The organism is Amycolatopsis sp. WAC 01416 (assembly GCF_003947485.1).
In the GTDB taxonomy this organism is placed as follows: Bacteria; Actinomycetota; Actinomycetes; order Mycobacteriales; family Pseudonocardiaceae; genus Amycolatopsis.
In genome coordinates this window covers 137,048-160,696 of the sequence record NZ_QHHX01000013.1, presented here as the reverse complement: position 1 = coordinate 160,696, position 23,649 = coordinate 137,048, and the positions used below count along the sequence as shown (strand labels likewise).

Below are 23,649 nucleotides of genomic sequence, written 5' to 3'. Positions count from 1 at the left end.
GTCTCTGGTGGGAAACGTTATTTATTTTTTGTCCATGGTCTAAGTTTCGGCTTCAGTGGTCGTTTCACAGTGCGACCGCGTCTTTTGTGTTTTGGGCTGCCCTCTCTCGGGTGGAAATCCCCTTCGGTCCCGGAGTGCTCATCAGTGTCAACCGCACCGATTCACGTAGCGCCCGGCCGGCTCCGGAAAACGATCAGGGGATTCGATGTTCGTTCGTCGCGGCCGGAAAACCGGTACTGGTGATGCCGCGCTTTTGGCGTTTCTCGTGGCGTATTCGGTGTCGTCGTTCGGGACCTTTCTCAACCTGATCGCGCTGGCCTTGTTCACGCTGGAAGTGACCGGCGGGCCGCTCGGCCTCGGCGCGGTGATGGCGGTACGCATCGGCGCCGGTTTCCTGTTCGGCGTGCCGGCGGGACGGCTCGCCACGCGGTATGAGCGGCGGCGGCTGATGGTCGTCGCGGATCTCGCCCAGGCGGCGGCGATGATCGTGCTCGGCGTCGCGGGACAGGCGGTCGGGCTGGGCGGGCTGCTCGTGGCCGCCGCCGTACTGGGTGCGGGCAACACGGTGTTCTCGGTGTCGCTGCGGACGAGTGTGCCCTCGATGGTGGGACAGGGCCGGCGGGTACGGACGAACGGGCGGCTGGTCGCTGGGCGATCACTGGGGACGGTGCTGGGCTACGCGGCGGCGCCTGTCGTGGTCATGGCGGGCGGATTCGAGGCCGCGTTCCTGATCAACGCCGCGTCGTTCTTGGTTTCCGCGGCGGTGTTATGGCTGCTTCCCTTGAACACCAACGGTTCCGGCCGGGAGACGGCGGCCGTGCCGACCGGCGGTCCCCGGGCGCGGGTGACGGCCGGACTGTCGTCGGTCGTCCTCGGTCTGGTGCTCATCCGAGGCTCCGACGCCTTCGGTTCGGCGTCGCACAACGTGGCCCTGCCGGTACACGCGGGCGCGGAGTGGCCGGGCGCGCCGTACGCCTTCATGAGCTGGTTCTGGACGGCTTGGGCCGTCGGCACCATCGCGGTGCAGTGGGTCGTCCGCCGGACTGACCACGGCAGGGTGGCGTGGCTCGGCGAACGCGCGTTCGCCGCCGGGACCGTGCTGATGTCGGTGGCGTTCGTGGTCGCGTTCACCGGCTTGCCGATCCCGGTGCTGGTGGTGGTCCTGTTCGTGGCGGGCCTCGCCGACGGGCTCACCGAGGTCGCGTATCTGAGCAGATTGCAGGCCGCGCCGGAAGCGGAACGCGCGCGGTTGTTCGGCCTGTCGGCCAGCGCGGAGACCGCCGGGTTCGCCACCGGGATGGCCACCTGCGGCCTGCTGCTCGAGGTCGCGCCTCCGCCGGTCGTCGTCGCGGCCTACCACGCCCTCCCGGTCCTCGTGGTCGGGATCGTCCTGCTGCGCCTTCGGAGCCGCCGGTCGGGGGCCGTCGGTGTGTTGCCCAGTGTCGCGAAAGCAGCGAAGAAAGGATCGTGATGGGGGAAGCGTTGGTTCACGGGGGACCGCTCGAACCGGGGACGGGCGAGCGAGTGGATCTGGCCCAAGCGCTGCGGAACGCCGCGGCCGGCGCGCCCGATCGAGCGGTGGTGACGCTGGACGCGGCGGGAAAGTCGGCTCGCTGTCCCTACCCGGAACTCCTGGCCAAGGCGAGCGCGGTGCAGGCCCGGCTGCGGGACCTCGGAGCAGGCCCCGGCGATCCGATAGTCCTGTCCGGTCTGCCGCTCTCCGAGTTCTTCCCGGCCTTCTGGGGATGTGTACTCGGTGGCGCGCTGCCGGTGCCGATGGCGGGCGCGGCGGATGACGACACGTCGCGGCGGCGGCTGAAGTATGTGGCCGAGCTGCTGCGTGATCCCCTGGTGCTCGTCGACGGCACGGCGCCGGGCTTGTCCGGCTTGCGGCTCGCGCGGGTGTCGACGGAGCCGATGAGCGCACTGCCCGAACTCGGCCTTCACTCGCCGGCGCCGGACGATCCGGCCCTGGTGATGCTGTCCTCCGGCAGTACCGGCGCCGCCAAGGCGATCCCTCTGACGCATCGCGGCCTGATGGAGTTCGCGGCCGGGTCCCGCGAGGCGCTCGGCCTGCGGCCGGATGACACCACGCTGAACTGGCTTCCGGTGGACCACAGCGGTGCCTTGCTCCTCTACCACGTGCTCGAGGTCTACTCCGGCGTGACGAACGTGCACGTGCCGACCGAGCTGGTACTGGGCAGGCCGAGCCGCTGGCTGGATCTGCTCGCCGAGTACCGGGTCGCGCACAGCTGGTCGCCGACGTTCGGGTTCGCGCAAGTGGCCGCCGAGCTGGCCGGGGACACCCGCGACCGGGATCTGTCCTCGGTCCGCACACTGGTTTGCGGCGGCGAGCAGATCCAGCTGCCGGTGATGTCGCGCTTTCTCGAGCAGACCGCCCGGTTCGGCATCGAGGAGAGCCGGATCCGGCCGGTGTGGGGGATGACGGAGACGGTCACCGCGATCACCTTCGGCAGTCTCGGTACGCCGGACAGCGTGCACCGCGTGCTGAAGTCGAGCCTCGACGGCGAACTGCGCGAAGCCCCCGATTCCGCGGAAGAGCACGAGTGCAGCACGTTCGTGGCGGTCGGTTCCCCCGCGCCCGGGGCGAGCGTGCGGGTGGTGGACGACCGCGGCGAACTGCTGCGCGAGCGTGAGATCGGCAGGCTGCAGGTGCGCTCCGCCCGCGTCACCCCCGGATACCTGCACGCCGAGGAGGCGAACCGCGCCGCGTTCCCCGCGCCGGGGTGGCTGGACACCGGTGATCTCGCGTTCCTGGCGAACGGTCAGGTGGTGCTCACCGGCAGGGCCAAGGATCTGATCATCCTCAATGGACAGAACCATTTCTGCCACGAGATCGAGGAAGTCGTGTGCGCGGCGGGCGGTGCCCATGCAGGCGAGGTGGCCGCGGTCGGCCTGCCCAACGCCGAGTCCGGTACCGAGGACCTGGTCATCCTGATGGCGGCGCGCGCGGCCGGATTCGACGCGGTCGCGAAGACGGTGCGGGAGGCGGTGTTCGGCAGATTGCGGCTGACCGTGGCGAAGGTGGTCCCGGTCGCGCCCGACGAGTTCCCGCGGACCGGCGGCGGCAAGGTCCAGCGCGCCGAACTGCGGCGACGACTGCTCGCCGGGGAACTCGGGCGGGCGGGCGCCGGCGACGTCCGCGCCACCATCCTCGCGGCGGTCCGGGAGGTACTCGGCCAGGACGTCGATCCACGCACGCCGTTCTACGAGGCGGGGATGACCTCGGTGACCGTGGTCAGGCTGACCACGACGCTGACCGCGCTGCTCGGCCGGGAGGTGCGGCCGACCCTGGCGTTCGAGTACCCGACCCCCGCCCTGCTCGCCGACCACCTGTCGGGACAGGGCCGGGTGAAGGAGCCCTCCGTGGTGGCCGCCCCGGCACACGACGACCGGATCGCGATCATCGGTGTCGCGGTGCGGTTGCCCGGTGCGACGGACCTCGACGGATTCTGGGCCGACCTGCGCGACGGCGTATCCCGGGTGCGGACGTTCGACGGCGGGGAACCGGGGGTGGTCCCGGTCGCCGGCGCGCTCGACGACGTCGACTCGTTCGACGCGGACTTCTTCGGGATGAGCCCACACGAGGCGGCACTGACCGCGCCCGCGCACCGCCTGTTCCTGGAGTGCTGTCACGAGGCGCTCGAATCGGGCGGCTACGCGGCGGCGGCCGCGGGGACCAGGATCGGCGTGTTCGCCGGGACGGGCATGCAGCTTTACGGCCACCAACGGCGCGTCGCTCAAGACGCGCCTCCACCCGCCCCGGACGAGCTGACCGCGATGCAGACGGCGATGGGAACGGAGCCCGATTTCCTGGCGGGCCGGGTGGCGCACCGGCTGGGGCTCTCGGGGCCCGCGGTCGGGGTGCAGACGGCGTGTTCGACCGGGCTGGTCGCGCTGCACCTCGCCGGGCAGGCACTGCTCACCGGGGACGCCGACCTGGCCTTGGCCGGGGCGGCGGCCGTTCACCTCCCGCAGGATTCGGGTTACCGGCCGTACCCGGGCGGGATTCTTTCGCCGACCGGTGCCTGCCGGGCGTTCGACGCCGGTGCGGACGGCACGGTCGGCGGCAACGGGGTGATCGCGGTCCTGCTGAAACGGCTCGATCGGGCGATCGCCGACCGTGACACCGTGCACGCGGTGATCCTGGGTTCGGCGGTGAACAACGACGCGGGCCGCACCGCGGGGTTCGCGACGCCGAGCGTGTCCGGGCAGGCCGACGTCGTCCGGCTGGCACTGGCACGCGCCCGGGTGGCGGCATCGTCCGTCACCTACGTCGAGGCGCACGGCACCGGTACCGCGCTGGGCGACCCTGTCGAGTTCGAGGCGCTCAGCCAGGCCTACGCGGAGGACGGCCACACCGGGTTCTGCGCGCTGGGCTCCGTCAAGCCCGGCATCGGCCATCTGGACACCTGCGCCGGTCTCGCCGGCTTGGTCAAAACGGTGCTGATGCTGAAGCACGGAGAACTGGTGCCGACCCTGAACCTGAACCGGCCCAATCCGGAACTCCGGCTGGCAGGCAGCCCGTTCGTGCTGGCGACGGAGCACACGCCGTGGATCACCGACGGACCGCGGCGGGCCGGAGTCAGCGCGCTGGGCGTCGGCGGTACGAACGTCCACGTGATCCTGGAACAGGCCCCGCTGCCCCCGCCGGCACCGGCGGCGCGGGGACCGGTGCTGCTGCCCGTGTCGGCCGTCGACGCCGAGGGGCTGTCCGCGCTCACCGTAGCCCTCCGAGATCATCTGCGCGCGCACCCGGATCTGCGGGCGCCGGATGTGGCGGCCAGCATGGCGCTCGGCAGACCGCATCGGTCGCACCGGCTCGCCGTGGTCGGGGGTGACACCACCGAACTGGCGGCCGAGCTCGGCGCGATCAGCGAGGAATCCTCTGCGCCACACCAGTTCGGCACGCTCGCGTTCGCCTTCTCCGGACAGGGTGCGGCGTATCGGGGGATGGCCGCACGGCTTCGGGACACTTTCCCCGTCTTCCGCGAAACGCTGGATGAGTTGCTGGGGCTCGCCGAGGAATTCGGGGCCGCCGGTGTGGCCGACGCCCTGCTCGGCACGCCCGATCCGGCCGCCGCACTGTCCACAGTGCCTACAGCGGAGGGACAGCCCGCGCTGTTCTGTCACCAGTTCGCGCTGGCGCGGCTCTGGCTGTCGTGGGGTGTGCGGCCGGATTTCGTGGTGGGACACAGTTTGGGGGAGTACGCGGCGCTCGCCGCGGCCGGCGGGATCGCCGTGGCCGACGGTCTGCGGCTGACCTGCTTGCGCGGCAGGCTCATGCAGGGGACCGAGGCGGGCGGCATGATCGCGGTCCGCGTCTCGCCGGAGCGGGGCGAGCGTCTCGCCGTCGCGACCGGGACCGAGGTCGCGGTGGTCAACGGCGACCAGTCCTGCGTCCTGTCCGGACCGTCGGCGGCGATCGCGGCGGCGGAGACCCTGCTCGACCGGGAAAACCTCTCCTGGCAAAGGCTTCCGGTGGACAGGGCTTTCCATTCGGCGCTGCTCGATCCCGTTCTCGACGAATTCGAACGCGCGGCCGAAGCGGTGCGGTTCGGCCCGTTGCGGATGCCGTTCGCGAGCAACCTGGGCGGGGTGATCCCGGCCGGCGCTTCGGTCGACGCGCATTACCTGCGGAGGCAGATCCGTGAGACGGCACGTTTCGACGAGTCGCTGCGAGCGCTCGAACGCGCGGATTGCAGGGCCTACTTGGAGATCGGCCCGCGTGAGGTGCTCGGCTCGATGGGACGCGCGGCCCTCCCGCACCGGTACTGGCAGCCGTCCGTGGGCTCCCCGCCCGACGATGAGTGCGCCGCGGTGCTTCGCGCGGCCGCCGCGCTGTACCGGCGCGGCACCGACCTGGATTGGGCGGAGCTGGCGCCCGACGGCCGCCGCGTCCCGTTGCCCGGGTACCCCTACCGACGGGTCCGCTTCGCGCGGCCGTCGGCTCCCGCCCCGTCAGGCGCCGGGCAGGTGAGCTCGGGGGCGGTTCTCGCCGAGGTCCGGCGGCTCGCCGCCGACCGGCTCGGCGCCGACGACCTGCCCGAAGACACGTCGTTCGTGGCGGGCGGTGCCGATTCGCTCGCCCTGATGGGGCTGGCCCGCGAACTGGAGCGTGCCTTCGGCGTGCGGATCGGCATCCGGGAGCTGCTCTCCGAAGCGGGGACTCCGGCGAAAGTGGCCGAGTTGATCGAGCGAAGTGGCGGAGCGCCTCCCGCCCTCGGCGAAAGCGAGCCGGAACCCGGCACACCGGTCGAAGACGTGTCTCTTCACGGTTTGATGGACCGGCAGCTGAAGCTCGCCGAGACCATGATGAGCCAGATGACGGAGCTGATGCACCGGCAGCTCGACGTGGCACGCGGAGTGACCCCGGACACCGTGGTATCCGCGCCGAAGCCGGTCGATCACCCGGTCCGCCCAGCGGCGAAGCCCGTCATGTCGCCCCAGGAACCGGCGACTCCCAGGGCAGGCTGCGCGTTCAGCCTCTACTTCTTCGGCGACTATCCCGACCGGGATCAGCAGGACAAGTACCGGCTGATCATGGCCGCCGCGCGCTTCGCCGACGAGCACGATTTCCATGCGCTTTGGTTGCCGGAGCGGCATTTCGACTCCTTCGGCGCGCTCTTCCCGAACCCGTCGGTGCTGGCCGCCGCGCTGGCCGCCCGTACCGAGCGGATCCGGCTGCACGCCGGGTCGGTCGTGCTTCCGCTACACCATCCCGTCCGGGTCGCCGAAGAATGGTCCGTCGTGGACAACCTGTCTTCCGGCCGCGTCGGACTGTGCGTGGCGAGTGGCTGGCACACCAGGGATTTCGCGCTGGCACCGGAGAACTTCGGCAACCATCGCGACCTGATGTACGAGGGACTGGAGACCGTGCGCCGGCTCTGGGCGGGGGAGGAGATCACTCTCGTCGCCGGTGACGGCGAGGTGGCCGCGGTCCGCCTGCATCCGGCGCCCATCCAGCGGCGCCCGCCGATGTTCGTCGCCGTGGTCGGAAACCCGGACAGCTACCGCCGGGCCGCCGCGGCCGATCTCGGCGTGGTCACCAACCTGATGACCCAGGACGTTTCCGCGCTGGCCGACAATATCGCGCTCTACCGGCGCACGCGCGCGGAACACGGGCTCGATCCGGGCTCGGGACGGGTCGTGGTGCTGGTGCACACCTTCCTCGGCGCGGACCACGAACGCGCGCGTCAGCAGGCGTTCCGGCCGTTCTGCGACTACCTGCGCTCGTCGCTTTCGCTGCTCGGCCAGGTCGGGAACAGCCTGGGGCTGAACATCGACCTGGACGGCGCGAGCGACGAGGACATCGAGTTCATGCTCGGCGACGCCTACGAACGCTACTGCGGATCCCGTGCCCTGATCGGCAGTCCAGAGCGATGCGCGCCAGTGGTGGACGCGCTCGTGGCGGCGGGGGCCGACGAGATCGCCGCCTTCGTGGATTTCGGGGTCCCGCCGGACCAGGTGCTCGACGCGCTGCCTCTGCTCGACGGCCTGCGCCGCCGCTACCAGTCGTCCGACCTCGAGCCGTCCCCCGCGCAACGCCGCATCTGGTTCCTGGAAAGGATGTTCCCCGGCACCGGCGCCTACCACGAGCCCAAGGCGATCCGGCTGGACGGACGGCTGGACGACGTGGCGCTGCGGGAGTCGGTGTCGCGCGTGGTTTCGGCGCATCCCGCCCTGCGCACGGTCTTCCACGAGCGGGACGGCGTACCGCGGAAGTCCGTGCTGCCGTCGGTGACCGTCGAATGTCCGCTCATCGACCTGTCCGGGCGCACCGAAGCCGAGGCTCTCGCCGAGATCCGAGCCAGGTTCGCCCGGACCCGGCTCGCGCTCGACACCGGGCCGCTGGTCGCCTTCGCGCTGGTCCGGCTCGCCGAAGACCGCCATCTGTTCTGTCTGGTGGCCCACCACATCGTCTTCGATTCGGCGTCGACCGCGGTGTTCCTGCGTGATCTCGCCGCGCACTACCGCGCTTGGCCGGGCCCGCCCGCGATCCGGACCGGGCCGGTGCCCGAAACCGAGGTCGAGATCGGCGATCCCGGCGAGGATCTCGCGTTCTGGCGCGACGAACTGGGCGGGCTGCCCGAACTCGCGCTGCCGACCGACCGGCCGCGGCCACCGGTGCCGTCCCGGCGGGGAGCCGCACTGACCGACGAGCTGGCGGCGGGTCTCGGCGAACCGCTGCGCGCCGTCGCGGCCGCCTGCGGCAGCACCGTGTTCATGGTGGTGCTCGGCGCGATCGGCGCCGTGCTCGGCCGGTACGGCGGGCAACGGGACTTCGCGGTCGGCACGGTCGTCAGCAGCAGGCCGGACTCCGCGAGGGACGCGATCGGCCTCTTCCTCGACACGGTCCCGGTCCGCCTCGATCTGTCCGGCGACCCCACCTTCGCGGAGTCGACCCAGCGCGTCAGGGACCGCACCACCCGGGCGTACGAGCATCGGACCGTCCCGTTCGACGAACTGGTCGGCCTGCTGAATCCCGATCGCGCAGCGAACCGCAATCCCCTGTTCGACGTGCTGATCGAATTCGAAAACGCGGTGGACGAGCCCTTCGCGCCGCCGCTGACGGCCACCGCGCTGGACATGGCCCGCGACGAGGTTCCGTTCGACCTCGCCTTCTATCTGACGGCGCACGGTGACGGGGTGCGCTGCCTGGTCGAGTACAGCACCGACCTGTTCGACGAAGCGACCATCACCCGGGCGCTGAATCTGCTGAAACAGGTTCTGCGCCAAGCCATCGCGAAGCCGTCGGCACGCCTTTCCGAGCTCACGACGCCGACCAGGGAAGACGTGGCGCTGCTCGACCGGTGGCAGCACGGCGCGCCGGAACGGGCGGCGGGGTGTCTGCACGCCGCGGTCGAGCGGCAGGTCGCCAGTACGCCCGACGCCACGGCACTGATCAGCGACGACGGTGAGCTGAGCTACCGGGAACTGGACCTTCTCGCCGAGGCGATCGGGCGTCTGCTGGTCGGTCTCGGCGTCACCCGCGGGCAGATCGTGGCGGTCTCCCTGCCGCGTGGTCCCCAGCTGATCGCCGCGCTTTACGGCGTGCTCAAGAGCGGCGCGGCGTATCTGCCGCTGGACCCGCGACTGCCACCGCAACGGTGCCGGTTCATGCTGCGGGACAGCGGTGCGGTGCTCGTGCTGACCACGAAGGCGGTCCTCGTCGCGCAGCCCGCGCTAGGGGAGTTCCCGGTGCGGCTCGCGGAGGAGATCGTGCCGGATCCGAAGGCGCCGGAGCTGCCCGAAGTGCGGCCGGATTGGCCCGCGTACTGCATGTACACCTCGGGATCCACCGGAACCCCGAAGGGCGTTCTCGTCTCGCATCGCGGTCCGGCCAACGTCATCGCCTGGCAACGTGATCAGCATCCGCCGATGCGGACCCTGCAATGGACGTCGCCGAGTTTCGACATCAGCGTGCAGGAGATCTTCTCCACCTTGGCCGCCGGCGGCGCGCTGGTGCTGCTCGACGACGAGCGGCACAAGGACCGCGACGCCGTCGCCGAAGTGATCGAACGGCACCGCGTGGAGCGGATCCTGATGCCGTTCACCCCGCTGAAGCATCTGGTCGAACCCGGCCTCACCGCGCCGTCGTTGCGCCTGATCCTGTGCTGCGGGGAGCCGCTCGTGCTCACCCCGGCGTTGCGCCGCTTCCTCGCCGAGCATCCCGATTGCGCGCTGCACAACCAATACGGCCCGACCGAGGCGTCGATCATCGCCACGGATCACCCGGTGGATCCGGACGGCGAACCCCGGCCACCCATCGGGGCCCCGATCGACGGCGTGCGGCTGCTCCTGCTCGACCAGGCCGGCCTCCCGGTCCCGCTCGGCGCCATCGGCGAGATCCATCTCGGCGGGGCCGGGCTCGCCGAGGGCTATCTCGGCAGACCGGAGGAAACCGCCGCGGCCTTCGTCGAAGCCAGGCCCGGTGAACGGTGGTATCGCACGGGCGACCTCGGCCGGTGGCGCGGCGACGGAACCCTGGAATTCCTCGGCAGACTCGACGACCAGGTGAAGATTCGCGGCAACCGAGTCGAACCCGGTGAGACACAGCGGGTGCTGGCCGCGTTGGACGAGGTGGCGGACGCGGCCGTCGTCGTCCGCCGGGATCACCGTGGCGACGCGGAACTCGCCGGCTACGTCGTGTTCGCCGGCCCGTCCGCACCGGATCCGTGGGCGCGGATCACCGAAGCACTCGCCGAAGAGCTGCCCTCGTACCTGATCCCGACCCGCTGGGTCGCGCTCGACCGGCTGCCGACGACCACCAGCGGCAAGCTGGATCGCTCCGCTCTGCCCGAGCCGACGTCGACGGCGGTGGAGGGGGACGACGCTCTGCCGTCCACGGACACCGAGCGTCGCCTGCACGCGCTCTGGTGCGCGGAACTCGGCCTGAGCGAGGTGGCGGTCGATCGGTCCTTCTTCGCCGTGGGCGGGCATTCGCTCGCGGTGGTCAGACTGGCCGGCCGGATCACCGAGGAGTTCGGGATACCGGTCTCGGTCACGGAGTTCTTCCGCGCGCCGACGATCCGCGCGATGGCCGCGCGGCTGTGCGGCCCGCCCGAACCCGCCGTCACCCGGACCGTTCCCTTGACGTCACTTCAACGCAGGCTCTGGAGACGTCAAGCGGAGAACCCACGGCCGCAGGTGTACAACGTCGGACATCGCGTGGACCTGCGGGGTGAGCTGGACCCGCCGGCGCTGCACCGCGCTCTCGACCGGCTGGTGGCCAGGCACGACGCCTTGCGCGGTCGTGTCGCGTTGTCCGGTGACGGGCCTCGGATCGAGGTCCTGGCCCCGTTCACGCTCGATCTGCCGGTGGAGCATCTGGGTACCGAAGGCGCGATCGGCGACTGGTGCGGCGCGGTCGTCGCGGAACCGTTCGTGCTCACCGAGGCGCCGCTGCTGCGTGCCCGGCTCGGCCGGATCGCCGTCGATCGCTGGGTACTGGTGCTCGTCCTGCACCACCTGGTCTGTGACGGCTGGTCCATGAACATCCTGTGGCACGAGCTTTCCGAGCTGTATGCCGCCGAGATCGGCGCGACGTCCACGCCGCTGGCCGAACCCGAGGCACAACACTCGGACTACGCACGTTGGCAGACCGGGAACGAGCACGCGGCCGACGTCCGCCATTGGCGAAGCGAACTCGCGGACGCCGACCTGCGCTGGAGGCTTCCGTACGACCGGAAACCGCCTGCCCGGCCCAGCGGTAAGGGCGATCTGTATCAGGTCTACCTCGCCCCCGAACGGCTTCGCCGCATCGACGAGGTGGCCGCGGCGGCCGGCACGACCCGATCCGTGCTCCTCGCGAGCGTGTTCCTGCTGTGGGCGCGAGAGACCTGCGGTCAACAGGACCTCGTCCTCGCCGTTTCCAGCGCCCGCCGGACTCGCCGGGAACACGAGCGGACGGTCGGCATGATCGGCGAGGCCGTGCCCCTGCGAGTCCGGCTGGGGGAAACGGAGGAACTGCCCGACGTCATGGCGGCGGTGGCGGAGAAGCTGTTCGCCTTGCTCGATCATCAGGAACTTCCGCTCGACGAGACGATCGCGCTCGCCCGGCAAGGCGTCGATCGGTATCCCGCCGTGTTGTTCACCGTTGTCACGACACCGCCGTCGGAGCTGAACCTGCCTGGTTTGTCGGCCACGGTGCACGATTCGCCGGTGGCGGGCTGCGCCAGAACGGAGCTCTACCTCGTGTTCGCCGAAGACGAGGCCGGGCTGAGAGTCACCTTTGAATATTCCACGGATTTGTTCGACGCGGCCACCATCGGCCGCTTTGCCCAAGACATCCTGCGAATGCTGGAGTGCTGCTCCGAATGAGCTGACCCTCGACGCACAACTGCGGCATCAGGACGGAAAGGAGGTTATTGAGGGGGTAAGGCAAAGGTGGCAGGTTGCGAAAGCCACTTTCGCAACGTCGGGAGCGGGGTGCGGTAGCGACGAGAGGGCCTTTCGCTGAAACCCATGGTCGAGATGCGTCGCCCCACGGCCGCGAGTGAATCCCCGCGACCCGACCCCTTTGCCTTACCCGCTAGATCTCGTCCCAGGGATTGCTTTCGTACGCTTCGCTGAGGAGCCGGGTCGTCTCCGGCGCGAACGGCAGCACGACGTCGTCCACCGAGGCCACCGGCCAGCCGACCGACTCCGAGTTGGTCAGGAACATGGCGTCGAACCCCGGCAGATCGGCCGGTCGGACCTCGCGGGTCTCTTGCGGGATCCCGTTTCGCTCGAGGCCGCGTCGCACGAGTTGCTGCGTGATGCCGTCGAGCACCGGGGCCTGCGGCCAGACCACCGTGCCGCCGTCGAGGAAGCCGACGTTCCAGATCGACGCCTCGCTGACCCGGCCCTGATGGTCGACGAACAGCACGTCGTCGTAGCCTGCCATCATCGCCTCGCGCGTGTGATGGAGCAGGCCGAACGTGCCGACGTGCTTGACCTCCGGGAGGACCCGCTCGTAGCGCACGGATCGCAGGCGCAGCGGTGTCAGCTCATGTTCCTTGGGCGGCCCGGTGCGGACCAGGACGTCCGGTGCCGCCGGTGCGCCGGGATCGGACCAGTCCATCGCGCGGGAAAAGATCAGCACCCGCACGGACAGCGCGTTCTCACCTCGAATCGCCTGCCGCACGTATTCGAGCACCGCGTCGGTGTCGAGGTCGCTCGCGAACATCCGCCGTGTGCTCGTCGCCAGACGGCGAAGGTGGATGTCCAAGCCGCGGACCTTGCCGTGCCGGACCTGCATCGCCGTGAAATGGCCGTAACCGAACGCGCCCGCCAGGTCTTCCGGCCGGGCGGGCGCGCCGTTGAGCTCCAGCTTCACGTCAGGCGTTGACCGTGACGCCGGTGAACTTGACCTCGGTGTTGGGCGGGCCGGTGCCGTCGCCGTTGCCTGCCTGCGCGTTCGCGCCGGCCTTGGCGACCTTGTCGAGCACCTTCAGGCCTTCGTCGGAAATGCTGCCGAAGACCGAGTACTCGGCGGGCAGTTCGGCCTCGCCGTAGACCATGAAGAACTGGCTTCCACCGGAGTTCGGCTGCTGCGTCTTCGCCATCGCGAGGATGCCGCGGCCGTACTTGATCTCCTTGAACGCCTCGTCCGGCATGGTGTAGCCCGGGCCGCCCATGCCGCTGGCCTCGGGGTCACCGCACTGCAGCATCTGCAGGCCGGAGGTGCCGAGCCGGTGGCACTTGGTGTCGTTGAAGTAGCCCTGCTGGGAAAGGCTGATGAAGCTCTGCACGGCGCACGGGGCGAGCGCCCGGTCCAACGTCAGCGGGATGTCGCCCGCGGTGCTCTTCAGCACGACGTTCACCGTGCCGTTCGAAGAGACGTCCTTGCCTTCCGGCTTGTTCACCTTCTTCGACGCCGGCTTGGCGGAGTCGTCCTTGTAATCACAGGCCACCGGGTTCGCCAGCGGCGTCGGCCGCTTCGGCATCGGAGCGCGCTCCGTGGGGATGGTGACCTCGGGGGTCGGAGGAGCCGAGCTCGGGGAAGCATCGGAGGCGGCATCGTCACCACTGCTACTGCTGACGATCCACCACACCGCGCCCGCCACGATGGCGACGACGCCGACGACCGCCACCGAGCCGACGATCTTGCGCCGCTTGGCCTGTTCGGCCCGTCGCACGATCTGTCGCTCGAGCTTGCGCTTCGCGGCTTCGCGGCGCTGCTGGTTGGTCGGCACCCGCCCTCCCGGTTTCCACTCGATGTTCACACGTCTGAGGTGGGAGGAGTCTATGGGCACAGGCTGTGAGACCCCTGTACAGGGGCCGCTACGCTTACTTGATCGTGATCAGGGCCATCCTGTCACCTGTTCGGCGGAAGATCTGAGGAGGCGTTTCGTGCTGGTTGTCGGTTTTCCGGCAGGCCCCCTCGAAGCCAACTGCTACCTGCTCGCCCCGGACGGCGGCGGTGAATGCGTGATCGTCGATCCCGGCGAGGACGTCGTCGAGCCGCTCGAAGCCGCGCTTTCCGCGCACGGCCTGACGCCGGTCGCGATGCTCGCCACCCACGGCCACCCTGATCACGTCGCTTCGGCGGCCGAGGTCGGGGCGCGCCACGGGATACCTCTCTATCTGCACGAGGCGGACCGGCCACTGCTCGGTCATGACGCCGGGGAACGGAAGGACGGGATCGTGCCACTCGTCGATGGCCCGCTCAGGCTGGCCGGACTGGAGATCACGGTGTCCCGCACACCGGGTCACACCGCCGGTTCGGTGGTCTTCGGGCTGACCTCCGCCGAGGGCGGCCGCATCGCGCTCACCGGGGACAGCCTGTTCGCCGGTTCGATCGGCCGGTCCACCGGTGACGGCGACGAACTCGTGCGGTCCCTCGGCGCCAACGTGATGACGCTGCCCGACGACACCGTCGTCCTGCCGGGGCACGGTCCGGCCACCACGATCGGGCAGGAGCGGGCGGGCAACCCGTTCCTGGCCGGGACGGGCGCGTGATGGCGGAGCCGACCGGGACCCCGGAGACCCCTGAACGTCTCCCGCTGTTCCACGACGACCCGAAGCTGCGTCGCAGGCGCGGCTGCTCCAGCATCGCCGGCGTCGTGATCTTCGCGGCCGCGTTCGGCGGCCTCGGCGGGCTGATCGGCGGTGAGATCGCCGGGCTCGTGGTCGCCGGCGTGATCGCGGTGCCGCTGCTCTACGTCATGTTCTACAACCTGCGCCGCCGAGTCTGGCTCGAAGGCGAAACGCTCATCGTGCGGACCTGGGGTGTGCGGCGGATCGATCTGACCGCGGCCGAACGCATCGACCTGGTGATCAGCGACGTGCGCGGCACCCGGACGGTCAGCCTGCTGGTCAACGCGGGCAAACGCCGCAAGGTCGCGAAGGTCGACATGGCCGTGTACTCCGGCGCGGGCGGTCGCGAGCTGGGCATCCTGCAGCTGCGCAAGCTGGCGAACGCGCTGCTGAACAACACCGATGCGAACGGCCTGGTGTTCTCGGAGCTGCTGGTGGCGCAACTGAAGTCGGAGGCGCGCGGGGACGCGGCGGCGGAACGGCCGCTCTACCGGCTCGCCTCGGCGGCGCCCAGCGGGAAGTACATCCAGCGGTTCACGATGGAAGCGGTCAGCCGGTTCGTGGCGACCTTGGACTGACCGGTGCGCCGCCGAGTGTCATGAAAGGGTCGTTCAGGACGAAAAATGTCCTGAACGACCCTTTCATGACATTTGCTCAGGGCGGGCCCTCGCGGTCTCCAGCTTCTCCAGCCGTGTCTTGATCTCTTCCAGCTGGTAGACGATCTCCGGCAGTTCGCCCGCGGCGAAGGTCGCCAGCCGTTCGGAGTGCTTGAGCGTCGCCCGTATGTCGTCGAGAGCGGCGGCGATCTTGGGGACCGCCTCGACGGCTTCCAGCGTCGAGACGAGCACGCGCCGCGCGACGGCGGTCAGCTGTCTCGGGACGGCGAAAACGTCCAACATGGCCCCTCCGATCACGCGGCGAACCTCGGGTGCGGCCTCTTCGTACCCGACTCCGGCCCGTGATCGCGCGGTGGGCTCGCGCTTTGAGGCGGCTGTGACTACAGGGACTCTTGTGGCTCCCGCGAGGCGATCAGCGCGGCCAGCACGGTGGTGACCGGGACCGCCGCGACGATGCCGACGCTTCCGGCCAGCGTCCGCACGATCTCCTGCGCGATGTTCTCCGCGCCGAGGATCGAGCCGAGTCCGACGCCGGAAAGCGAGGTGTACAGCAGCACCGGCAGCGCCGCCCCCGCGTACGCCATCACGAGGGTGTTGACCGCCGAGCCGACGTGGTCACGCCCGATCCGCAGGCCCGCGCCGTAGAGCTCACGCCAGCCGAGCGACGGGTTCGCCCGCCGGAGTTCCCACACCGCGCTCGTCTGCGTCACCGTGACGTCGTCCAGCACCCCGAGCGCGCCGATCACGACGCCCGCCAGGAGCAGCCCCCGCGCGTCGATCCCGTGCCCGAGCGAGCCGATCAGCTGTGAGGTGCTGTCGTCCAGCCCGGTCAGCGACGCCGCGGCCGAGAAGATCGCCGACAGGACACCGATCAGGACCAGGCTCACCAAGGTGCCCAGCACCGCCACCGAGGTTCTCGCGGACAGCCCGTGTGTCAGATACAGCGCGACGAACATGATCGCGCCGGCGCCCGCGATCGCCACCAGCAGCGGACTTTCCCCGGCGAGGATCGACGGCAGCACGAAGAGCGCCAGCACCAGGAAGCTCAGCCCGAGCGCGATCAGCGCGGCGAGCCCCTGCCAGCGGCCCAGCACGATCACCGCGAGCGCGAACAATCCGGCGAGCAGCAGCAACGGGGTGCCTCGCTGGAAGTCGACGATCTGGAACGACGCGGGGTTCGCGACATCGCCGCCGTTGTAGGACAGCACCACCTTGTCGCCCGCGGCGAACCGCGGCGTGCTCGGCTCGATCGGCAGCGTCAGCTTCAGCGGCTTTCCCGCCCCGGGGCCATCGGTCATCGTCAGTTCGCTGGTGAGACACGGTTTCGCGTCCGGCGGCGGCTCGCCGACCTGGACCTGTCCCTCGGCGAGACACGGGCCGGTGATCGTCCCGGTGACCGTGGCGTTCACCGGGACTCCCTGTGGGAAGACGCTTTTCGCCGGATCCTTGCCCCACGGGTAGAGCAGGATCATGCCGGCGACGGTCGCGACGGCGAGCGGGATCAGCAGCCACATCAGCAGCAGCCGGACCCGGCGCGACGCGGGCGCCGCCGGTCCGTGGCCGTGCGTGTGCCCGTGGCCGACCGGTTCGGGCTTCGGTTCGGCGGCGCGACGTCTGCCCGGTTCGGCCTGCCGCGGCCGCTGTGCCGGGGGACGGGGGCGTCGCGCGCCCTCGGGGCGCGGCGAACGGGACGTTCCGGGCGAACGATCGGACGGGGTGTCCGTAACCCGGCGAATCGGGCCGGTGTCGTCGTCGGAGAGGTCGCGGCGGTTCACCCGCATATCCTCCACAGTGCGTGCCGCGTGCCGCACACGGCCTAGCCGAACGCCTGCCGAAGGTGGACACGGCGATAGGCCGACGGCGGGGTGTCGAAGTGATCGATGAACGCCTGGCGAAGTGTCTCGGTGGAGCCGAACCCGCATCGCCTCGCGATCGAGGTCAGCGGAAGTTCGGTGCCGCACAACAGTTTCGCCGCGTTCTCGGTCCTCGCCGCGCGTACGTACCTGCTGGGCGTGGTGCTGAGGTGCGCGTCGAACAACCTGGTCAGCTGCCGGGTGCTGATCCCGGCCCGTTCGGCGAGGACGGTGGTGCCGAGGTCGCCCGCGAGGTGCTCGGCGACGTACGCGGTGATGTCGCGGACCAGCCGGTTTTCGGGCGGCGGGCCCGACAGGAACATGCTCACCTGCGCCTGGTTCCCCGGTCGTTGCAGGTAGGTCACCAGCATGCGGGCGACCTCCCTGGCGACGCTCGGGCCGTGGTCCTCTTCGACGAACGCGAGCGTGAGGTCGATCCCGCTGGTCACCCCGGCCGCCGTGTAGACGTTGCCGTCGCGCACGTACAGCGGCACCGGATCCACGTTCACCTGCGGGTAGCTCACCGCCAGCCGGTTCGCGAACCGCCAGTGGGTGGTGGCGCGGCGTCCGTTGAGCAGCCCGCACGCGGCGAGCACGGTCGCGCCGGTGCACACCGAGGCGACGCGGCGGGTGTCCTGCGCGAGCCTGCGGATGTGGGAGACCATCCTCGGATCCGCGGCGGCGGTCTCGTGCCCGGTGCCGCCCGCGACGATCAGCGTGTCCAGTTCGCCGGTCACCTGGTCGAGCCGGTGCTGTGCCTGCAACGTCAGCCCGGACTCGCAGCGGATGCCGCGGCCGTCGACGCTGGCGAGCATGATCTCGTATCCCGGCTTGCCCCCGATTTTGGTCGCGGCGTCCAGAACATCCGCCGGACCGGCGATGTCGAGCATCTCCGCATTGCTGTAGCCGACTATCAACACTCGTCTGGGTGAACCCGGCATGATCGAACGCTAGCAGTAATGCCCGGCCGTCGGACGTTGTTCGCAGGAATCCGGACATCCGGCCCACCGCGGCTCCGCGTCTGCGACACGTTTGTCCCATGACAGACGACAAGAAGACGATCGCGTTCGTGGTGTATCCGGGGATGACCCCGCTCGATCTGGTCGGGCCGCTGACCGTGCTGGACGGGATGGCGAGCACGGTGCAGGAGTACCGGACGGTCGTGGTCGGTGAGACGAAGGAGCCGGTCACCACCGACAACCCGCTGAAGCTCGTGGCGACCCACACCTACGACGAGGTGCCGTCGCCGTACGCGCTGCTCGTGCCCGGCGGCGCCGCTCCGACGCTGAAGGCACTCGCCGACGAGAAGCTGATCGGCTACCTGCGGAAAGCCGGGGCGAACGCGGAACTCGTGACCTCGGTGTGCACGGGATCGCTGCTGCTGGGGCAGGCCGGACTGCTGGCGGGCCGTCGCGCCGCGACGCACTGGATGTTCCGTGAACTGCTGGGCGCGTTCGGGGCGGAACCGGTCGCCGAACGCTGGGTCGAGGACGGGAACGTGATCACCGCCGCCGGCGTGTCGGCGGGGATCGACCTCGCGCTGCACCTGGTCGAGCGGCTCGTCGGAGCCGAGATCGCGCGGACGATCCAGTTCGTCATCGAATACGACCCGGAGCCGCCGCAGGGTCCGCTCGACTGGTCGAAGCGGCCGTACGGGGACCTCAAGCCGCTGCTGGAGCACACGGTGAACGAAGCACTCGCGGACGAACCTGCCCTGCGAGACCGGCTGCTCGCGCACACGGGGAAGTGAGGGGGCGGCCATCCGGGTGAGAAATCGCCGATACGGGCATAGCACCGGGTTACATTCTGGTCATCCGTACAGGTGATAGGTGGTTCGTGAAGTTCCAGGTGCTCGGCCCGCTCGCGGCCTCGGTCCCGCTGCCTTCGGCGGCTCAGCCCCGCCGGGTGCTCGCCGTGCTCCTGACCCGGCCGAACGAGTTCGTCCACCGGGACACCCTCGTGGACGAACTCTGGCCGCAGGGGCCGCCGTCGAGTGCCGCCGCGGTCGTGCAGATGGCGGTTTCCAAGCTGCGCAAGGCATTGTCACCCGGCGTGCCGTCGGACGACGTCCGGCAGCGGCTGCGGGCCGGCCGGGGCGGTTACCGGCTGACGGTGTCCGAAGGGGAGCTGGACCTCACCGGCTTCTCCGAGCTGACCGCCGCGGCCGCGCGGGCGACCGGTGACGAGCGCGGGGCACTGCTCGAACAGGCGCTCGGACTGTGGCGTGGCCGGGCCTTCGCCGACGTTCCGGCTGGTCCGCTGGTGGAGGCGCACCGGCTGTGGCTGGAGGATCAGCGGAGTTCGGTACTGGGCAAACTCGTCGAGCTGGAGCTGGCGGCCGGTGACCACAAGGCCGTCGCCGACCGGTTGGGACCCGAGCTGGCCGTCCGGCCCGCCGACGAACGCCTCGCCGGATGGCTGGCCGAGGCGTTGCACGGGCTCGGGCGGCGGGACGCGGCGCTGGCCGTCCTCGACCGGTGCCGTCACGCGCTGTGGGAGCACGCCGGTGTCTCACCGGGGGAGGAGCTGCTCGCGGCCCACCGCCGGATCGCCGGAACCGGGTGGTCGGCAGGCCGAGCGCCATGCCGTCTACCGCCTGCGACGCCGGATTTCACCGGCAGGGCGACGGAATTGGCGGAAGTGGTCCGTGCGCTGCGAAGTCCCGCGCCGGTCGTGCTGCACGGGGCGGCGGGAGCGGGGAAGAGCACGCTGGCCGTGCAGGCCGCGTGGCGGGCGCGCAAGCGGTTCCCCGACGGGCAGCTCGTCGCCGACCTGCGGGAGACCGGTGACGTGCTCGTCGGGCTCCTTCGTGCGCTCGGCCTTGCGGAAGCGGAACTCCCCGCCGACCGGCCGGGACTGATGTCGTTGTGGCAGAGCCACACCGCGGACCGGCGGCTGTTGGTGATCCTCGAGAACTGCCGGTCCGAGGCCGAGGCGCGGCCGTTGCTGCCGAGCGGTCCCGGCTGCGCGACGATCGTCACGACGCGGCGACGGCTGGCCGGACTCGTCGGCGCCAGGCCGGTCGAGATCGGCACGCTGTCCTACTCGGAAGCGCGGGCACTGCTCGGAGCCATCGCCGGGGAGACCCGGTTGTCCGCCGAACCCGACGCCGTCCGCCGGGTGCTGGCCTGCTGTGACGGCCTCACGCTGGCGGTGCGCGCGGCGGGGATGAAGCTGCTGCTGCGGCCGAGGGTGAGCGTCGCCGAGTTCGCGACCCGCCTGGAGAACGAGCGCCTGCGCCTCGACGAACTCTCCGCCGGCGACCTGGCCGTCCGCCCGGTGCTCGCCGAAGCGCTTGCCGAGCTTTCGCCACGGCAGCGGAATTCCTTGCGGTTGCTCGGTTTCCCCGGTGCCACCGAGATCGCCGACTGGTTCGCGGCGGCCATGCTCGGCCGTTCGCCGGGCGAGACGGCCAAGCTGCTCGACGAACTGGTGGACGACCACCTGCTCCACGCCGGGCCCGACCGATCCGGCGTCCTTCGGTACCGGCTGCCGGATCTCGTCCGGCTCGCGCTCCGGGAGCCGCCTGATCCGGCAGCCATCAACCGAGCGCTGACGGTCATGGCGGCGTTGGCCGAACACGCTTCCGCCGCCCTCGTCGACGGATGCCCGCCGTCTCGACGGGGTGACGCTCCCGCGGCGGCCTCGGATCGCGTCGCGGCCGATCCGATCGGTTGGCGTGTCGCGGAAACCGCGAATCTGGCCCTCGCCGTCCGGACCGCGAAGAGCCATGGCTGGACCGAGCTGACCGCGCGGCTGTCCAACGCCTACAGCGATCTCGTCGGGCCGCGCAATGGCGGGTCTCCGGCCTGGGTCGGGTTCGGCATCGTGCGCGATCGCCTCGATCTCCCCGCGGAGGCGCGGAAACTGCTGAAACTCGGGCACGCCCACGCCGACGCGGGGGACTTGGCCCGGGCGAGAACCTGCTTTTCGCTGGCCGAGGCGAGATTTCGCGCCGCGGGTGACCAGCCGGGCACCGGGGCCGCACTCGTCGCGCTCGCCGACGTCGACGCGGACTCCGGCCGGGCCGGTTCGGCGGTCCACGCCCTGCGGGAGGCGATGGACCTGTTGCGGGACTGCGGTGATCTCGCCGGGCAGGCGATGGCGTCGGCCCAATTCGGCTCGCTGTGGGACGACCTCGGCGACTTCCGCCGGGCGAAGGAATGTTTCGAAGCGAGCCTGCTCCTTTCGCTCCATTGCGAGGACGGGCGGCAACACGACCGGTCCGCCAAACGGTACGCCGACGTCCTGCGACGGAACGGTCGCGTGGACGAGGCCGGTGAGCTGCTGACGAGTGCCCTGCTCGGCACCCGTAGCTCGCGCGAACGCCACTGGGAGGCGCACGTTCTCCGTAGTTTCGGGGATCTCCACGCGAAAACCGGCGACGGGGGGGGGAGAGCGAACGGTGTCTTGCGCGGTCGCTGGAGCTGTTCGAGGACGTCGGGCACCGGCACGCCGTCGCCTACACGCATCGAAGCTTCGGTGAATCGCTGCGTCTGGCGGGTGAACATGGCCGGGCCGCCGAGCATCTGGACCTCGCGATGAGTACGTTCCGTGAGCTCGGAGACCGGCGCGGCGGCGGATATGCCTTGCTGAGCTTCGGTCGTCTGCGGGCCGACGAAGGCGTCGCGACCGAAGCCGCCGAAGGGCTCCGCACGGCGGCGGGACTGTTCCGCGAGCTGGGCTTCCCGGTGTGGGAACTGCGTGCGCTCCGGGACCTCTCCGCCGTGGACAGGAGCGGGCGCCAGCGGGATCGGGCTCGTGAAGCGTTGACCAAGATCCGCTCCAGGGTGACTCCCGCATAGCCCGGCGAAGGAGTACCGGCGACGGCGTTTGGCGAAGTTATGGCGACGGCGTGTCGACTGCGGCTGAGGCGAGCGGACTTCGCGCCGTCCCGAAATCGCGGGACTGGGGGTGGCGGCGCGTACTCGTGGCCGGGTGACGCCTTCCGAGGGCAGGAGGCGTCACCCGGTTCGACGGCTAGGCCGTGTCCTGTAAGTCATGTTCGCGGTCTTCGCGCCCAGGCGGTCCCTGACGGCACGGGCGGATGCGGCCGAGTACGACCCGGTACGAGGCCGATCCGCCCGCACCGCCAGGAACCACCTGGATCACGAAGCCCATCGAACAGACTTACCGGACACGGCCTAGGCGCTGACGTGCAGGATCACGTCCGCGTCGCCGAGAATCCCTTGGTCGAGCGGGAAGTAGCCCTGCCGCGGAGTGGGATCGGTCCGGACGCTCGCGGGCGGGACGTCGGTGGCGGGGAGCAGGCCCCAAGCCGTGGTGACGTGTTTCTGAAGGAATCCTTCGTAGGTGTCGGGTTCCGGCTCTTGGAGCGCTATGGCCTCGCACCGGCCGAGGCTGGTCGCGACGAACGTGTAGCGATCGCCGAGCAGCGGCGCCACCAGCGCGCCGGCGGGAAACCAGTGTGTCTCCGTCCCGGCCACGCGCATCGTGCTCGATTGACGGCGCAGGTGGAGATTGTGGGCGAAGACCAGCGTCCTGCCGCGAACGGCTTCGGCGGCGCGGATGTCCAGCAGATTCCGCGCCATGATGGCGTCCCTGGTGGCGACAAGGGGCGCGTATCGCTCGTGCGGCTCGAGAGGTTCGGCGCATTGCCGGTGGTAGCGCAGCAGATCGATGCCTGCCATGAGGTGGACCTCCGCCCGTGACCAGTCGTCCGTCACCGGCTCCGGTTTCCGGGAGCGGAGCGCGTCGAGCAAGTCGGCCGCGATCGCTCGCAGCCGGTAGGCGTCGGCGGTGGCGCCGGGCGACGCAGCCGCGTCCATGACGGCTTCGGTGCGGCTCCAGCGCTCGTCGTCACCGGCCGGGCCCGCGATGTCCACGTCGAGCTCCAGGAAGTCGCGGGCGTACTCGAGGTAGCGCCGCGGACTGGGCGCGGAGGTGTTCTCGGTCTGGGTGTCGAAGCCGTGGAACGAAAGCCGCTCCTCGGGAGGCCGGTTTTCGTTGTACTCGCGCATCCACGCGATCAGTCGCCTGTTCGCCTCCACACCACCGAAGACGTGTGTGAAGCCCTCGCTCATCGCCAGGTCGAGGGATCCGGTGCCGTCCCGGACGAAGTCGTTCGCGACGAGCGCGGCCACGCGATCCGTTTCGAGGGCGATCGAACGGAAACCGCGGTCGACGAGTTGGGCGAACAGCTCGTTGCGGACGTCGGCGAAGACCGGGGTCGCGTGCGTCGGCTCGCCAAGGGCGAGCAGGTCACAGGAAGGGGTCACGAAGTCTCGGATGTCTTGACTCATGAGGTTCAAGCGTATCGTTGATTCTTCGGTTGAAACTTTGCCTGCTTGCGACTAGGTCCGTGGCGGTAAAGCTTCAAACCGGCTGTCAGCTGGTCAGAGTCAAGGGTGCCTTAGGTACCTACATGGTTTCGGCTGCGGTTGATGCCAGGCCCGAGTCCGTGAAGGCCTCCTTGAGGGACCCAGAGTCCCTCAAGGAGGCCTTCACGGACTTCGGTCATCGCCACGGCGCTAGCAGTCACGACACAAGAGTTGGCCGACCCGCCACCTCGCTCCCGGCGCCACCCGCCGTGAGGCGGACAGGCAACGGCCGCCTGCCGTACCGCAACAAATCCACTTCCGAATAACTCGCCCGCATTTACTTCTTCCGCTATA

The 23,649-nt window shown here is 70.1% G+C and carries 13 protein-coding genes; 7 read left to right on the top strand and 6 right to left on the bottom strand.

Annotated elements, in window-relative coordinates; genetic code table 11:
• Window positions 1-205 precede the first annotated feature (205 nt).
• Window positions 206-1,471: an MFS transporter gene (locus DL990_RS37085; protein WP_125801483.1), complete on the top strand. Its 1,266-nt coding sequence runs from the start codon at window positions 206-208 to the stop codon at window positions 1,469-1,471.
• Window positions 1,471-11,844: a non-ribosomal peptide synthetase/type I polyketide synthase gene (locus tag DL990_RS37080; RefSeq protein ID WP_125801482.1), complete on the top strand. Its 10,374-nt coding sequence runs from the start codon at window positions 1,471-1,473 to the stop codon at window positions 11,842-11,844. Before DL990_RS37085 ends, DL990_RS37080 begins: the two co-directional genes overlap by 1 nt.
• Window positions 11,845-12,055: 211 nt before the next feature.
• Here the strand turns inward: DL990_RS37080 and DL990_RS37075 are convergent, their stop codons facing one another.
• Entirely contained in the window at window positions 12,056-12,841 is a 786-nt protein-coding gene (locus DL990_RS37075; RefSeq protein WP_125801481.1) for an aminotransferase class IV family protein, read from the bottom strand.
• Window position 12,842: 1 nt separating this feature from the next.
• Window positions 12,843-13,700, bottom strand: coding sequence for a peptidylprolyl isomerase (locus DL990_RS37070; protein WP_125788109.1), 858 nt, complete (start codon window positions 13,698-13,700; stop codon window positions 12,843-12,845).
• Between the two features lie 157 nt (window positions 13,701-13,857).
• Between DL990_RS37070 and DL990_RS37065 the strand changes: the two genes are divergently transcribed.
• Both DL990_RS37065 and DL990_RS37060 read left to right on the top strand, forming a co-directional pair.
• Complete coding sequence (locus tag DL990_RS37065; RefSeq protein WP_125801480.1) at window positions 13,858-14,466, top strand: MBL fold metallo-hydrolase; 609 nt, start codon at window positions 13,858-13,860, stop codon at window positions 14,464-14,466.
• A complete protein-coding gene (locus tag DL990_RS37060; RefSeq protein WP_125801479.1) occupies window positions 14,466-15,122 on the top strand; it encodes a hypothetical protein in 657 nt (218 codons plus the stop codon). The genes DL990_RS37065 and DL990_RS37060 overlap by 1 nt, the downstream gene beginning before the upstream one ends.
• A 63-nt stretch (window positions 15,123-15,185) precedes the next feature.
• Here DL990_RS37060 and DL990_RS37055 read toward each other — a convergent pair whose 3' ends face one another.
• The 3 genes from DL990_RS37055 to DL990_RS37045 form a co-directional block, all read right to left on the bottom strand.
• Complete coding sequence (locus DL990_RS37055) at window positions 15,186-15,443, bottom strand: hypothetical protein (protein WP_125788112.1); 258 nt, start codon at window positions 15,441-15,443, stop codon at window positions 15,186-15,188.
• A gap of 98 nt (window positions 15,444-15,541) precedes the next feature.
• The gene (locus DL990_RS37050; protein ID WP_125801478.1) at window positions 15,542-16,936 is read right to left on the bottom strand and encodes a YibE/F family protein; all 1,395 of its coding nucleotides are present in this window, start codon (window positions 16,934-16,936) and stop codon (window positions 15,542-15,544) included.
• 41 nt (window positions 16,937-16,977) lie between these two features.
• The gene (locus DL990_RS37045; RefSeq protein WP_125801477.1) at window positions 16,978-17,955 is read right to left on the bottom strand and encodes a GlxA family transcriptional regulator; all 978 of its coding nucleotides are present in this window, start codon (window positions 17,953-17,955) and stop codon (window positions 16,978-16,980) included.
• A gap of 98 nt (window positions 17,956-18,053) precedes the next feature.
• Here DL990_RS37045 and DL990_RS37040 point away from each other — a divergent pair, with 98 nt between their 5' ends.
• The 3 genes from DL990_RS37040 (at window position 18,054) to DL990_RS42030 (ending at window position 21,819) form a co-directional block, all read left to right on the top strand.
• Window positions 18,054-18,764, top strand: coding sequence for a DJ-1/PfpI family protein (locus tag DL990_RS37040; protein ID WP_125788115.1), 711 nt, complete (start codon window positions 18,054-18,056; stop codon window positions 18,762-18,764).
• An 86-nt stretch (window positions 18,765-18,850) separates the two neighbouring features.
• Window positions 18,851-21,559, top strand: a complete 2,709-nt coding sequence (locus tag DL990_RS37035) for a BTAD domain-containing putative transcriptional regulator (RefSeq protein ID WP_233620680.1) — start codon at window positions 18,851-18,853, stop codon at window positions 21,557-21,559.
• The gene (locus DL990_RS42030) at window positions 21,556-21,819 is read left to right on the top strand and encodes a hypothetical protein (protein ID WP_233620679.1); all 264 of its coding nucleotides are present in this window, start codon (window positions 21,556-21,558) and stop codon (window positions 21,817-21,819) included. The genes DL990_RS37035 and DL990_RS42030 overlap by 4 nt, the downstream gene beginning before the upstream one ends.
• A 339-nt stretch (window positions 21,820-22,158) precedes the next feature.
• On the opposite strand, the gene DL990_RS37030 is transcribed toward DL990_RS42030, so the two are convergent.
• A complete protein-coding gene (locus tag DL990_RS37030; RefSeq protein ID WP_125801476.1) occupies window positions 22,159-23,277 on the bottom strand; it encodes an erythromycin esterase family protein in 1,119 nt (372 codons plus the stop codon).
• Window positions 23,278-23,649: the final 372 nt, after the last annotated feature.